This is a genomic window from Streptomyces sp. NBC_00259 (genome assembly GCF_036181745.1).
GTDB classification, from domain to species: domain Bacteria; phylum Actinomycetota; class Actinomycetes; order Streptomycetales; family Streptomycetaceae; genus Streptomyces; species Streptomyces pratisoli.
This window is the reverse complement of sequence record NZ_CP108080.1, coordinates 4,122,688-4,135,583: the sequence shown is the minus strand read 5'-3', so window position 1 is coordinate 4,135,583 and position 12,896 is coordinate 4,122,688. Positions and strand designations below refer to the sequence as shown.

Here is a 12,896-nt window from a genome sequence, read left to right as displayed (position 1 = left end):
GGCGGCGCCGCGTACGGGTGCCACCGGACCGCCACCGCGGTACGTCCCGTCGCCCCCCGGGCACGGATCCGGCCATGCCCTTGCTCGTCGGAACCTCGGGGTGGCAGTACAAGGACTGGCGCGGCGTTCTCTATCCGCCCCGGCAGCCGCAACGGCTGTGGCTGGAGGAGTACGCACACCGGTTCGCCACGGTGGAGAACAACAACGCCTTCTACCGGCTCCCCACCAGGGAGGTCTTCGCCTCCTGGCGGGAGCGCACGCCGGACGGATTCGTCATGGCGGTCAAGGCCAGCCGCTATCTGACGCATCTGAAACGGCTGCACGACCCCGAGGAGCCGGTGGGCCGGCTGATGGACCGGGCCGAGGGCCTCGGCGGCCGCCTGGGACCCGTCCTGCTGCAACTGCCGCCGAACTTCCGCGAGGACACCGCCGCTCTGGACGCATGCCTCCGCTGCTTCCCCGGCCGCGTCCGGGTCGCCGTCGAGCTGCGCCACCCCTCCTGGTGGGACGCCGAGCGGGAGTTGCGTTCGGTGCTCGAACGGCACGGCAGCGCGCTGTGCTGGGCGGACCGGGGGTCGCGTCCCGTGGCACCGCTCTGGCGTACCGCGCCCTGGGGATACGTGCGCTTCCACGGGGGCCTCGCCCAGCCCCCGCCGCGCTACGGCCGCCAGGCCCTGACGTCCTGGGTCGGGCGCATCGCCGAGGCCTGGCCCGACGAGGCCGACGTGCACGTGTACTTCAACAACGACGTGGGCGGTGCGGCCGTCGTGGACGCCGTGGCCTTCGCGCGGGCCGCGGCCACGGCGGGCCGAACGGTGACCCGTACGCCCCCTACCTGACCTTCCGTACTACAGTGCGAAGATCGTGCAACTTCAATGAGTGGGGGGCCTCTCATGGCACTGTTCGGAAACGCGCACACCGTCGATCCGGCAAAGGCACAGCAGGACTTCTCGCGGCTGCTGGGGCAGGGGGAGCAGGTGCACGCCGCGTTCCTGCTGATCCGCGACACCATCCTGTTCACCGACCGCCGGCTCATCCTCGTGGACAAGCAGGGGATCACCGGCAAGAAGGTGGAGTACCACTCGGTGCCGTACCGGAGCATCACGCACTTCGCGGTGGAGACCGCGGGCACGTTCGACATGGACGCGGAGCTCAAGATCTGGATCTCGGGCAGCCCCGCGCCGATCCAGAAGACCTTCACCAAGGGCGTCGACATCTACGAGGTGCAGGCCATCCTCACGCAGTTCGTGGCGCGCTAGCGGTACGGAACGGGCGCCCCGGCCCACCGGCCGGGGCGCCCTCGCCGTACCGTCACGGACGGCCGTCGTGACGTCAGTCGTCGATGCGCTTCACGACCTCGCCGAGGTCGACGAACTTGAAGCCCGTGGCCTCACGGTCGCCGTCGCCCGGGGTGTCGTGCCCGTCCTGGACGACGAGCAGCCCCTTCGGGTACTTCGCGCCGAGGGGCGCGTTGAGCACGGCCGCGCCGTCGGACTCCTCGGAGCCGTCGAGGGCGGCCGAGGCGGCGGTGACGCGGAAGCCGCCCTCGTAGTCGTTGCCGTCGCGCGGGTCGCGGTCGTACACGGCGAAGGTGTCGTCGCCCTGGCTGGAGGCCAGGAGGTAGCCGTCGCCCTCGGGCTCGGTGAGCAGGGTCAGCCCCTCGACGTCGGCCGACAGGCGCGCGCCGCCGAAGCCCGGGTCGGCGCCGGGGACGCACTCCTCGGTCGCCTCGTCGTAGACACCCGGGACGCCGTACTCACGCACCTTGTCGACGAGCTTCGGCGTGCCGGTGAGATCGGCCCGTACGCGCCAGATACCGACGTCCTCCTGACCCGCGTAGAGCATGCCGTTGGCCGGGTCGACGACCATGCCCTCGACCTGGGCCTGCTCGCCGGGTTCGCCGCACGGCGCCCACGTGGTGCCGTTCGGCAGCCGGAAGGAGGCCGGGAGGTCCAGGGTGCGGACCGTGCGGTACGTGACCGTGCCGGCGGCCGTGGGACGCAGCTCCAGCAGGGCGAGGCCGGTGCGGTTGCGGCGGCTGACCAGGGCGTACGCGCGGCCGCTCGCCGGGTCGGTCCAGGTGGCCAGGCCGTAGGCGGTCCGCTGCTCGTTGATCTCGTCCTGACCGGCTGAGAAGACTGGGGGCGCGGCGGGGTCGGTGATGTCGGTGAGCGGCCCGCCGGGGCGCCCGCGGTCGATGCGGTGGAAGCGCAGGCGGTCGTGGCCGCGGTCGGTGGTCACGGCGATGTCCGCCCGTCCGGACGGAAGCCGCAGCCGGTGCACCAGATCCACGTTGTTGAAGCGACCGGGCGCGTCACCCGGACGGGCGGACGGGGGCGCCGGGATCGACTGCACCTGGCGGGCGTCGAGGTCGTAGACGCGCAGTCCGCCTTCCTTGGCCGTCGCGATCACCAGGCTGCGGCCCGGGTCGGCGGTGTTGCGCCAGATCGCGGGGTCGTCCGCGTTGGCGTTGCCGCCCGCCTCGTCGTCGTACAGCGTGGGCGCCTCGGCCCGGGGGGTGACGGCCGGCAGTGGAGCGGGGGTACCCGCCACGGCCGGCATGGCCGCACCGGACGCCACGAGAACCAGGCCCAGGGCGACGGTGACCGCCCGGGCGGGATGGGGCCTGCTCACAGAGCACTCCTCCATGTCGGGAACATGACGACTTCCCGGTGAGCGTGGAAGCGGGAGGTGACCGCCCGGCGTCCGGCACACGGTGACCGCGTGTGCACGTCGTGAACTTGGCCCACTTCCGTCGAGGGGGGCAGTATCGGTGGTGAGGCTCCGACACCTGGCGCACGACCGCCGGAGCACGATCGCCGGGACCCGCGGTCCCGGCTCAGGAGGTGACACCACCATGAAACCCCCCACCGAGCGTGCCCGTCACTCCGGCGGCCCCGGCACGGGCGCCGCACCGGCGGCGCTGAGCGCCACCGACGTCGGGATGCTCCTGCTCCGGCTCACCGTCGGCGTGATCCTGGCAGGCCACGGCGCCCAGAAACTCTTCGGCTGGTTCGGCGGGCCGGGCCTGGACGCCACGGCCAAGGGATTCGACCAGATCGGCTACGACCCCGGCATCTTCTTCGCCGCGCTGGCCGGGATCTCCGAGTTCCTCGGCGGCCTGGGACTGGCCGTGGGTTTCCTGACCCCGCTCGCCGCGGCGGCCGCGGTCGGCGTCATGATCAACGCGATGTCGGTGGCTCCCGCCATCGCGCTGTGGTCCGCCGCCGGCCCCGCCTTCTCGTACCCGATGACCCTGGCCGTCGGCGCGCTCACCATCGCTGCCGTGGGCCCGCGCCGCCTCTCGCTCGACGCCCGCTTCCCATGGCGGGACGGCGGCTGGCTCCCGGCGGGATTCGCCCTGGTCGCCGGAGTCGTCGGCGCCGTCATCGTGCTGGCGCTGAAGTAGCGAGGTGCAGGTGATGTCCGACTGGCGTGCACGCGCGGCACGGGCGGGCAGATGGCCGCTCCGCCCGCCCGCTCACGGGACCGGGCAGCAGACCGACCCGGCCCCCGAGCACTCGATGGATCCATGGACGGAGCACGGCCCCCAGGAGCCCGTACCGCTGGAACGCAGCGTCGTGGACGCCGCGATCTACCGCGACGGGCAGCGGGTGGAGACGCCCTCCTCGCTGGCCGAGATCTACGACCGGCTTCCGGGTGAGCCGGGCACCATGGCCTGGATCGGACTGTTCCGCCCGTCGCCCGCGCAGCTGTGGGAAGCCGCGGAGCAGTTCGGACTGCACGAGCTGGCCGTCGAGGACGCCATCGTGGCCCATCAGCGCCCCAAGCTGGAGCGGTACGGCAAGACGCTCTTCGTGGTGCTGCGCTCGGCCCGCTACATGGACGAGGTCGAGGAGGTGGACTTCGGGGAGATCCACATCTTCGTCGGCCCGGAGTTCGTGCTGACCGTACGGCACAGCCAGGCCCCGGACCTCGCGGACGTCCGCCACCGCCTGGAGGGCGATCCGGAGCTGCTGGCACTCGGCCCCGAGGCCGTGCTCTACGCGATCCTGGACGCGGTGGTCGACGGATACGCGCCCGTCGTCGCCGGTCTCCAGCACGACATCGACGAGATCGAGACCGAGGTGTTCGGCGGCGACCCGAAGGTGTCCCGCCGGATCTACGAGCTGTCGCGCGAGGTCGTCGACTTCCAGCGCGCCACCCGGCCACTCCTGACGATCATGAACGGGCTTCAGGCGGGCTTCCAGAAGTACCGCACCGACGAGGAACTGCAGCGCTATCTGCGGGACGTGGCCGACCACGCCACGACCGTGGTGGAGCGGGTGAACGGCTTCCGGCAGATGCTCGGCGACATCCTCACCGTCAACGCCACGCTGGTCTCCCAGGCGCAGAACGAGGAGATGAAGATGCTGGCGGAGGCCGGCCACGCGCAGAACAACGAGATCAAGAAGATCTCCAGCTGGGCGGCCATCCTCTTCGCGCCCACCCTCATCGGCACCGTCTACGGCATGAACTTCGTCAACATGCCCGAGCTGGACTGGCGGTTCGGCTACCCGTTCGCCCTCGCGCTGATGATCCTCGTGTGCATCAGCCTGTACGTGGTCTTCAAGCACCGGGACTGGCTGTGAGACGGGGCCCGCGATGCCGTACGTAGCCGTCACCGCCCTCAGCGATGTCGGGCTGATCCGCGAGCACAACGAGGACAGCCTGGTCATCGGCCCCTGGACGCTGTGCGGCACCGTGACCGAGAACCCGCAGACGCTGCTGTTCCCTCTCGGCACACCTCTCGTCGTCGCGGTCGCCGACGGGCTCGGCGGACAGCCGGCCGGGGAGGTGGCGAGCGCGCTGGTCGTCCGCCGGCTGGCCTCGCTCGGCGCCTCACTGACCGGCGAGGAGGCGGTCCGCGAGGCCCTGACCCTGTGCAACCGCCTCGTGTACTCGGCCGCCGAGGGCGATCCGGACCTGGTCACGATGGGCACGACGATCGCCGGCACCGTCGTCCTGGGGGACTCGATGCTGACGTTCAACGTCGGCGACAGCAAGGTCTTCCACACGTCGAAGGACGACCTGCGTCAGGTGAGCGTGGACGACAGCCCGCCGCCACGACCGGGACACCGCACCACGTCGGCGGTCACCCAGACGCTCGGCGGCAGCACCGCGTACACGGCCGTCACCCCCCATGTCTCGGCCACCGCGCTGAACACGGGTGACCGCTATCTGGTGTGCACGGACGGCCTGACCGATCCGGTGCCGGACGAGGACATCCACAGCCTGCTGCGGGTGCACGACGACGGCCGGGCCGCCTACGAGCTGTGGAAGGCGGCGATCGAGGCCGGGGGCCCGGACAACATCACCCTCGCGCTGGTCCGCATCGGCGAGTAGCCAAGAAGCCACAGATACCCCGAAATTCACGGGACACCACATCCGGGATGCGTACGTTCGGGTGGTATGTACGGCCCAACTCCCGGGCGACAGGTGACGACATAACGGTCACCTCGTAACTTTGGCGGCAATGGCGGTGGTTCGGACTCCGGTTCACCGTCCCTCCCGACCCCTGAGATGTGACCCAGTGAAACGTAGGCGATTGTGGGCAGGGCTCGGCGCAGCGGCCGTGATTGCCGGCGGAGCTTCCGTCTGGGCGGTCCAGTCCCGGCCGGACGCGACCTCGCTCTCCGGATCCGACTCGGCGCCGACCGGGAAGGCGACGCGGGTGAACGTGCTCCTGGAGACCGGTCTCGCCCAGTCCCGGTACCAGGACCGCGAAGGCGCGGAGAGGACCTTCAGACGCGTGCTGAAGCTGGATCCCCGGAACAAGATCGCCTGGTACAACCTGGGCGTCCTGGCTCACCAGGACGGCAAGGCGACCGACGCCCGCGACGCCTACGACAAGGCGTTGAAGATCGACCCCGCGTACACATCCGCCCTGTTCAACGAGGCGGTGCTGCTCGAATCGAGCGAGCCCGAACGGGCCGTCCAGCTTCTGAGGCGCGCCATTGCCGTCAACCCGAAGGCCTCCACGGCCCATCTGCGCCTCGGGCTGGCACTGGCGAAGAAGGACCAGGACGACGACGCGCGGGACTCGTTCCGCCGCGCCGTCGCGCTCGATCCGTCGCTGCACTCCCAAGTACCGGAACCGTTCAAGGATTCCGCCAGCCCATCACCCTCCACGAGCCAAGCAGGTAGCACCAGATGACGTCGACTGCGACACCGAGGTTCTCCGTCTTCACCCCCAGTCACCGGCCGCGTTTTCTCGACGAGTGCCTGACGACCTTGCAGGCACAGACCTGTTCGGACTGGGAGTGGATCGTCCTGCTCAACAACGGCGCCCGCTGGCGGCCGGAGCAACCCGACGACCGGGTCCGTGTGGAGATCGCGGACGACGTCCGCGGCGTCGGGGCCGCCAAGCGGCGGGCCTGTGAGATCGCTCGCGGCGAGATCCTCGTGGAACTCGACCACGACGACCTCCTGGCGAAGGACTGCCTGGCGGAGCTCGCCGAGGCGTTCGACGAGCACCCGGACACCGTCTTCGTCTACAGCAACACCGCGCAGATCACCGAGGACGGGGACCGGGACGACTCCCGCTTCAACGAGTCGCACGGCTGGCAGTACGAAGAGGTGACGGTCGACGGCCGCAAGCTGCTGGCCGCGATGTCCATGGCCCCGACGCCGCACAACGTCTCCTACATCTGGTACGCGCCCAACCACGTACGGGCGTTCCGCAAGGACGCCTACGAGAAGGTCGGCGGCTACGACGCCACCCGCACGGTCCTGGACGACCAGGACCTGATGTGCCGGCTCTTCCAGGCAGGCGACTTCCACCACATCCCGCGCTGCCTCTACCTGCAGCGGATCCACCCCGCCAACACCCAGCGCGATCCGGAGATCAACGCGCACATCCAGCGCGAGACGGTCGCCCTCTACGACAAGTACATCGAGGCCAACGCACTCGCCTGGACCCAGCGCCGCGGCCTGCTCGCGCTGGACCTCGGTGCGGCCCACCGCAAGCCGCCGGGCTACCTGGGCGTGGACCAGTACCCGGGAGAGGGCGTCGACATCGTCGCGACCCTGCCCGACCAGCTGGACCTGCCCGACAACTCGGTCGGGCTGATGCGGGCGGTGGACTTCCTGGAGCACGTGCCCGCCAAGGTGCCGCTGATCAACGAGCTGTACCGGCTGCTGGCGCCCGGCGGCATGCTCCTCACCATGACGCCCAGCGCGGACGGCCGCGGCGCGTACCAGGACCCGACGCACGTCGCGTTCTACAACGAGAACTCCTTCTGGTACTACACGGACAACCAGTACCGGACCTTCGTCCCCGAGATCGAGGCGAGGTTCCAGAACTCCCGGCTGGTCACCTACTACCCGACCGACTGGCACTCCAAGAACAACATCTCCTACGTGGTGGCGAACCTCATCGCGATGAAGGAGGGCGCGGCCCGCTGCGGCGGCCCGCTGCGGGTCTGATCCCCGATGCCTGACGCAGAGGAGCCCGGCGGAAGCTGACAGCTTCCACCGGGCGCCTCTGCTTGTCGTCGTGGGCCTGGCCGCCGCCGGGTCAGCCGCCGATGCGTGCCGTGGCGGCCAGAGCGGCGAAGGCCGGGGTGTCCAGGGCCGCTGTCAGCTGCTCGTCCCACTGCGGCAGGGGCGCGAGCCCGGTACGCGACCAGCTTTCGTGGCCGAGGACGCCGAACGCCGGGCGGGTGGCGGGGCGCGGGAAAGCCCCGGAGCCCACCGGGCGGATCCGCTCGGGATCGAGGCCGCTCAGCCGGAAGGTCTCCCGGGCCAGGCCGTACCACGTGGTGCGGCCCGCCGCGGTGCCGTGATAGACGCCTGCCGGTGCCCGGCCCGCCAGCGCGGCACGGCCGAGCGCGACCAGTTGCCGGGCGAGCGCGCGGGACCAGGTCGGCTGGCCGTACTGGTCGGCCACCACGTCCAGGGTCTCGCGCCGGGCGGCGAGCTGCAGCATGGTGCTCACGAAGTTGCGGCCGTGCGCGCCGTAGAGCCAGGCGGTGCGCACGGTGTAGCCGGTGCGGGGCAGCAGCTCGGCCACCGCCCGCTCCCCCGCCAGCTTGCCTCGCCCGTAGGCGTTGACGGGGCCGGTCGGCGCGTCCTCGACGTACGGCTGCCGGGCATCGCCGGGGAAGACGTAGTCGGTGGAAACGTGTACCAGGACGGCGCCGCCTCCGGCGCAGGCCCGTGCGAGATGGCGCACGCCGGTGCCGTTCACGGCGGTGGCCGCCGCCTCGGCCGACTCGGCGCCGTCGACGTCCGTCCAGGCCGCGCAGTTGACGACCACATGGTGACCGGCGACGGCGGCGTGCGCGGCCACCGGGTCGGTGATGTCGAGCCGGTCGCGGCCCGCTCCCGTCGCCATCGCGTCCGGATCGGCGGCGAGTTCCGCCAGCACGTCCCGGCCGAGCATTCCGCCCGCGCCCGTCACCAGCCAGCTCGTCGTCATCCGCGCGACGCCGTCCCCTTGAGCGGCTCCCACCACGAGCGGTGCTCGCGGTACCAGGCGACGGTGGCGGCCAGGCCCTCCGCGAAGTCGACCTGCGGGGCGTAGCCGAGCTGTTCACGGATCTTGCTGTCGTCGAGTGAGTAGCGCAGGTCGTGGCCCTTGCGGTCGGCCACGTACTCGACCCGGTCCCAGCCCGCGCCCACCGCGTCCAGCAGCAGGCCGGTCAGCTTGTGGTTGCTCACCTCGGTCCCGCCGCCGATGTTGTAGACCTCCCCGGGCTTCCCGCCACGCAGGACCAGTTCGATGCCCCGGCAGTGGTCGGAGACGTGCAGCCAGTCACGGATGTTGCGGCCGTCCCCGTACAGGGGGACCGTGCTGCCGTCGATCAGGTTGGTGATGAAGAGCGGAATGACCTTTTCCGGGAACTGGTACGGCCCGTAGTTGTTGGAGCAGCGGGTGACCACGACGTCCAGGCCGTGGGTGCGGTGGCAGGCGAGCGCCAGCAGATCGGCCCCGCCCTTGGACGCGGAGTACGGCGAGTTCGGCGCGAGCGGCCACTCCTCGGTCCACGAGCCCTCGCTGATCGAGCCGTACACCTCGTCGGTGGAGACGTGCACGAAGCGTCCGACGCCGTGGCGGTGGGCCGCGTCGAGCAGCACCTGGGTACCGAGCACATTGGTGCGGACGAAGGGGCCGGCTCCCTCGATCGACCGGTCCACGTGCGACTCGGCCGCGAAATGCACCACCGCATCCTGGCCCGCCATGACGTGGTCGACCATGTCGGGGTCGCAGATGTCACCCCGTACGAAGCGGTATCCCGGGTGCCCCGACACCGGTGCCAGATTGGCCTCGACCCCGGAATAGGTGAGTTTGTCGAGGACCGTGATCCGCACCGCCGGGTCCGAATTCAGCTGCCGGCGGACGAATTCCGAACCGATGAAGCCGGCGCCGCCGGTCACGAGGATGCGCATGGTTCTCCGAATTCTCTGTCGTCTTCTGCCTTTTCCCGCTGGAACGGGAAAACGGCGACGGTGCCCCGAAGCCGAAGCCCCGGGGCACCGTCAATCGTTCCGGTACGAGGCGGGCGGCCGGAACCGCACCGCCGCTCACACGGTCACTACACGTCGTGGCAGATCGCGTGGACGGTGAAGGTGCCCTGCACACCGGCCGCGCCGGTGACGCGGGTCTGCCAGCCCGTGGCAACGTCGCCGGCCACCACCGGAGCGCTCTGCTCGACGTTGACGCCGAGGCCGAGGACGTAGTCGATGCTGTGCCCGCCGCCGAGGGCGACGTCGTTGCCGATGCAGTCAACGGTCGCCGTGGCCGGAACGCTCACGAGGGGGAGGTCCTCCGTCGCGGTGACCACGTAGGTGTCGAGCTCGGCCCCGCCCTGGACACCCTGCGGGCCCAGTGCGCCCTGCGGACCCTGGGCACCGTCGAGGCCGTCAACGCCCGAGGTACCCTGCGGGCCCTGGGCACCGTCGAGGCCGTCAACGCCCGAGGTACCCTGCGGGCCCTGGGCACCGTCGTCGCCGTCAACGCCCGAGGTACCCTGCGGGCCCTGGGCACCGTCGTCGCCGTCAAGACCCGCGGTACCCTGCGGGCCCTGGGCACCGTCGTCGCCGTCAAGACCCGGGGCGCCCTGGGGCCCCTGCGGGCCGCCGAACGCACCCTGCGGGCCCTGCGGACCCGGCGTACCGACGCCGTCATCCCCCTGCGGGCCCTGGACGCCCGGCGCACCCGGAACACCCTGGGGGCCCTGGACACCCGGCCTGCCCTGCGGTCCGCGGTCGCGGTCCCTGTCGCGGTCCGCGGTCGTGACACCGTTCGGGCCCGGCAGACCCATACTGTGCCCGGTACCGGACCGGTCGATCGCGTCGGCGATGGCCACCGTGCTCGGGACAACGTTGAGCGCAACGGCAAGGACGCCCGCCGAAACCAGCGTTGCGGATTTCATGCGGGAACTACGGATGGTTTTACGGCTCACCAGAGAACCTTTCCTCACGGAACTTGGAGTGACCACAGCGCAGGCGCACGCGCTCCATCAAGCGCGTTCAATTCGCATGCGGGTCACGTCGCCCATAGCCACGGACAAGGCTCATTCTTCACTCTCCGCGATTTCATGATTACGAGCCGAGCCCGTGTCGCAGTAGAGATCACCCGAGCGGCGGCGATTGCCCGGGCGAACTCAAGACTCGTCGGTGAAATTGCAGTTGCAGAATGAAAGAAAGAACGCCGCACATGCGCTACGCCGGCGTCACCGCCGCCGATCGTCCCGTCGATCCACCGGCCCGCAGATCCCGGCGATGGGCGACGCACTCCTCGTAGGAGGGCAACAATCCCTGTCGCTCGGCCTCCACGAGCGTGGGCGCCGCGGCGTCCTTCTCCGAGAGCTCGGGCACAAGTCCGTCGGGCCAGTCGATGGCCAGCGTCGGATCGAACGGGTGAATCCCGAACTCACGCTGCGGCGCATATCCCCGGGAACACAGATAGACGACGGTGGAGTGCTCCTCCAGAGCCATGAAGGCGTGGCCCAGTCCCTCCGAGAGGTAGACGGAACGGTGGTCCGCATCGTCGAGGCGAACCGCCTCCCAGGCGCCGAAGGTTGGGGAGCCGGTACGGATGTCGACGATCACGTCGAGGACGGCGCCGCTGACGCAGGTGACGTATTTGGCCTGCCCGGGCGGGACCGAGGCGTAGTGAATGCCCCGCAGAGTGCCGCGCACGGAGCGGGAGCAGTTCGCCTGCTCCAGCCGGAGTTCCTGGCCGGTGACCTCACGGAACCGGTCGATCCTGAACCACTCGTGGAAGCGGCCCCTGTGGTCGGGGAAGACTCTGGGTGTGTCCACCCAGGCGCCCTCGATGCCGAGCGGTCTCACGAGACGGGCTCCTTCCACAGGTGGCGCGGCGAACCGCTTCCCCGCTGGGGCGTGACCGTGGACCAGGAGTCGTCCAGCAGACCCAGCAGGTACTGTCCGTACCCGCTCTTGAGCAGTGGCTCGGCCAGTGCCCGGAGCCGGTCGTCGTCGATCAGGCCGGCCCGCCAGACCGCTTCCTCGACACAGCCGACCTTGAAGCCCTGACGCTCCTCGATCACCCGGACGAACTCCGAGGCCTGCACCATCGACGCGAAGGTTCCGGTGTCGAGCCAGGCGGTGCCCCGGTCCAGCCGGGTGACCTGCAGGGTTCCTGACCTCAGATAGACCTGGTTGAGGTCGGTGATCTCCAACTCGCCCCGTGCGCTGGGACGCAGGCTCCGGGCGATGTCCACGACATGATTGTCATAGAAATAGAGTCCGGGCACGGCGTAGCGGGATTTCGGCCGGGCCGGCTTCTCCTCGATGGACAGCGCCCGGCCCAGCTCGTCGAACTCCACCACTCCATAGGCGGAGGGATTGGCGACCTGATAGGCGAACACCCTGCCGCCCGTCATCCCCTCGTGGTGGGCCAGCCGCGTGCCCAGGCCGCTGCCGTGGAAGATGTTGTCGCCCAGGATCAGGGCGACCGACTCGTCACCGATGAAGTCCGCGCCCAGCAGGAACGCCTGGGCGATGCCCTCCGGGCGTTCCTGCGTCAGATAGGAGAGTCGCAGACCCAGTTGGTCGCCGTCCCCGAGAAGCAGCCGGAACTGATGCTGGTCCTCGGGGGTGGTGATGATCAGGATCTCGCTGATCCCGGCCATCACCAGTGTGGAAAGCGGATAATAGACCATGGGTTTGTCGAAGACCGGCAGCAGCTGCTTGGACACCGAGCGGGTCAACGGCCACAGTCGCGAGCCGGTGCCGCCGGCCAACAGAATTCCGCGCATGGCGTCACCATAGGTCCACTGCTGCCGTATAAGGGACCGCCACGCACTACGGCCCGGAATTCCCCTTCATCGCCCCATCAGATCCAGCGCCTGTTTGACCGAAAGCGCACAGATGAAAAGCCGCCGAGAAATCTCGGTCGCAATCAGATTGCACACCGAGCGGGACGGATGGACGAGGACGATATTCCGCCCGTTGCGCTTCCAGGACAGAAATAGTTCGAGCAGCTCCTTGTCGCATTCCGTGATGTCCGCGCAATCCACCACGAGACGCGTGTAGCCGGACTTCACGCCGACCGTCAGCATCAGCCGCAAGGGGTACACGCTGTCCTCGTCGATCACGCCTCGCAGGGCAATGACGAGCGTGCGGTCGATCGTCCGGCAGTCGGAGATCGCCGGCAGGCCGTTCCGCCGGTCGGGCGCGCCGCATCGGCCAGGATCGGTCGGACCTGAATGCACCGCTACCGATTCCGCAACGTTCACACTATTGCACCCCTTCGCGGTATGCGCCCAAATGCCGCTCTACAACTACCGCAAAAGTGCGGTGAACTGCACCCGGGTTCGATCCAAACGGGTGACGTCCGGGCAGTTCCTTTCGGCCCCGCCGCGCGATCTGCTTTCCCTATCAACTGGCCTCGCCAACGACCACCCTATGCTGTGCTCAGGGGG

General features: G+C 69.7%; 14 protein-coding genes. 7 read left to right on the top strand and 7 right to left on the bottom strand.

Features of this window, described 5'->3' with window-relative positions:
• Positions 1-74: 74 nt before the first annotated feature.
• The gene (locus OG766_RS18625) at positions 75-839 is read left to right on the top strand and encodes a DUF72 domain-containing protein (RefSeq protein ID WP_328725810.1); all 765 of its coding nucleotides are present in this window, start codon (positions 75-77) and stop codon (positions 837-839) included.
• Between the two features lie 54 nt (positions 840-893).
• Complete coding sequence (locus OG766_RS18620) at positions 894-1,259, top strand: PH domain-containing protein (protein ID WP_328725809.1); 366 nt, start codon at positions 894-896, stop codon at positions 1,257-1,259.
• A 73-nt stretch (positions 1,260-1,332) separates the two neighbouring features.
• Here the strand turns inward: OG766_RS18620 and OG766_RS18615 are convergent, their stop codons facing one another.
• Positions 1,333-2,634: a phytase gene (locus OG766_RS18615; protein WP_443045508.1), complete on the bottom strand. Its 1,302-nt coding sequence runs from the start codon at positions 2,632-2,634 to the stop codon at positions 1,333-1,335.
• Between the two features lie 223 nt (positions 2,635-2,857).
• Here OG766_RS18615 and OG766_RS18610 point away from each other — a divergent pair, with 223 nt between their 5' ends.
• The 5 genes from OG766_RS18610 (at position 2,858) to OG766_RS18590 (ending at position 7,428) form a co-directional block, all read left to right on the top strand.
• A complete protein-coding gene (locus tag OG766_RS18610) occupies positions 2,858-3,409 on the top strand; it encodes a DoxX family protein (protein ID WP_328725807.1) in 552 nt (183 codons plus the stop codon).
• A gap of 13 nt (positions 3,410-3,422) precedes the next feature.
• The gene (locus OG766_RS18605) at positions 3,423-4,592 is read left to right on the top strand and encodes a magnesium and cobalt transport protein CorA (protein ID WP_328725806.1); all 1,170 of its coding nucleotides are present in this window, start codon (positions 3,423-3,425) and stop codon (positions 4,590-4,592) included.
• Between the two features lie 13 nt (positions 4,593-4,605).
• Positions 4,606-5,346, top strand: coding sequence for a PP2C family protein-serine/threonine phosphatase (locus OG766_RS18600; protein WP_328725805.1), 741 nt, complete (start codon positions 4,606-4,608; stop codon positions 5,344-5,346).
• 328 nt (positions 5,347-5,674) lie between these two features.
• On the top strand, positions 5,675-6,157 hold the full coding sequence (locus tag OG766_RS18595; RefSeq protein WP_328725804.1) for a tetratricopeptide repeat protein: 483 nt from the start codon (positions 5,675-5,677) through the stop codon (positions 6,155-6,157).
• Positions 6,154-7,428: a glycosyltransferase gene (locus OG766_RS18590; RefSeq protein ID WP_328725803.1), complete on the top strand. Its 1,275-nt coding sequence runs from the start codon at positions 6,154-6,156 to the stop codon at positions 7,426-7,428. Before OG766_RS18595 ends, OG766_RS18590 begins: the two co-directional genes overlap by 4 nt.
• A 91-nt stretch (positions 7,429-7,519) precedes the next feature.
• On the opposite strand, the gene rfbD is transcribed toward OG766_RS18590, so the two are convergent.
• From rfbD to OG766_RS18560, 6 genes are all read right to left on the bottom strand, one after another.
• Positions 7,520-8,422 (bottom strand): dTDP-4-dehydrorhamnose reductase, encoded by a 903-nt coding sequence (rfbD, locus tag OG766_RS18585; protein WP_328725802.1) that lies wholly within the window; start codon positions 8,420-8,422, stop codon positions 7,520-7,522.
• Entirely contained in the window at positions 8,419-9,393 is a 975-nt protein-coding gene (gene rfbB / locus OG766_RS18580; RefSeq protein WP_266380749.1) for a dTDP-glucose 4,6-dehydratase, read from the bottom strand. Before rfbB ends, rfbD begins: the two co-directional genes overlap by 4 nt.
• 146 nt (positions 9,394-9,539) lie before the next feature.
• Complete coding sequence (locus OG766_RS18575) at positions 9,540-10,379, bottom strand: hypothetical protein (protein ID WP_328725801.1); 840 nt, start codon at positions 10,377-10,379, stop codon at positions 9,540-9,542.
• Positions 10,380-10,668: 289 nt separating this feature from the next.
• Positions 10,669-11,301, bottom strand: coding sequence for a dTDP-4-dehydrorhamnose 3,5-epimerase family protein (locus OG766_RS18570; RefSeq protein ID WP_266380742.1), 633 nt, complete (start codon positions 11,299-11,301; stop codon positions 10,669-10,671).
• Positions 11,298-12,230, bottom strand: coding sequence for a glucose-1-phosphate thymidylyltransferase RfbA (gene rfbA, locus OG766_RS18565; protein ID WP_266380739.1), 933 nt, complete (start codon positions 12,228-12,230; stop codon positions 11,298-11,300). The genes OG766_RS18570 and rfbA overlap by 4 nt, the downstream gene beginning before the upstream one ends.
• Positions 12,231-12,296: 66 nt before the next feature.
• Positions 12,297-12,710, bottom strand: a complete 414-nt coding sequence (locus OG766_RS18560; RefSeq protein ID WP_266380734.1) for an STAS domain-containing protein — start codon at positions 12,708-12,710, stop codon at positions 12,297-12,299.
• Between the last annotated feature and the right edge of the window lie 186 nt (positions 12,711-12,896).

Bases quoted from the DNA above. Each gene is read 5' to 3' on its own strand.
- rfbA (WP_266380739.1), bottom strand. From the start codon at position 12,230: ATGCGCGGAATTCTGTTGGCCGGCGGCACCGGCTCGCGACTGTGGCCG.
- rfbB (WP_266380749.1), bottom strand. From the start codon at position 9,393: ATGCGCATCCTCGTGACCGGCGGCGCCGGCTTCATCGGTTCGGAATTC.
- OG766_RS18600 (WP_328725805.1), top strand. From the start codon at position 4,606: ATGCCGTACGTAGCCGTCACCGCCCTCAGCGATGTCGGGCTGATCCGC.
- OG766_RS18620 (WP_328725809.1), top strand. From the start codon at position 894: ATGGCACTGTTCGGAAACGCGCACACCGTCGATCCGGCAAAGGCACAG.
- OG766_RS18590 (WP_328725803.1), top strand. From the start codon at position 6,154: ATGACGTCGACTGCGACACCGAGGTTCTCCGTCTTCACCCCCAGTCAC.
- OG766_RS18605 (WP_328725806.1), top strand. From the start codon at position 3,423: ATGTCCGACTGGCGTGCACGCGCGGCACGGGCGGGCAGATGGCCGCTC.
- OG766_RS18610 (WP_328725807.1), top strand. From the start codon at position 2,858: ATGAAACCCCCCACCGAGCGTGCCCGTCACTCCGGCGGCCCCGGCACG.
- OG766_RS18625 (WP_328725810.1), top strand. From the start codon at position 75: ATGCCCTTGCTCGTCGGAACCTCGGGGTGGCAGTACAAGGACTGGCGC.
- rfbD (WP_328725802.1), bottom strand. From the start codon at position 8,422: ATGACGACGAGCTGGCTGGTGACGGGCGCGGGCGGAATGCTCGGCCGG.
- OG766_RS18575 (WP_328725801.1), bottom strand. From the start codon at position 10,379: ATGAAATCCGCAACGCTGGTTTCGGCGGGCGTCCTTGCCGTTGCGCTC.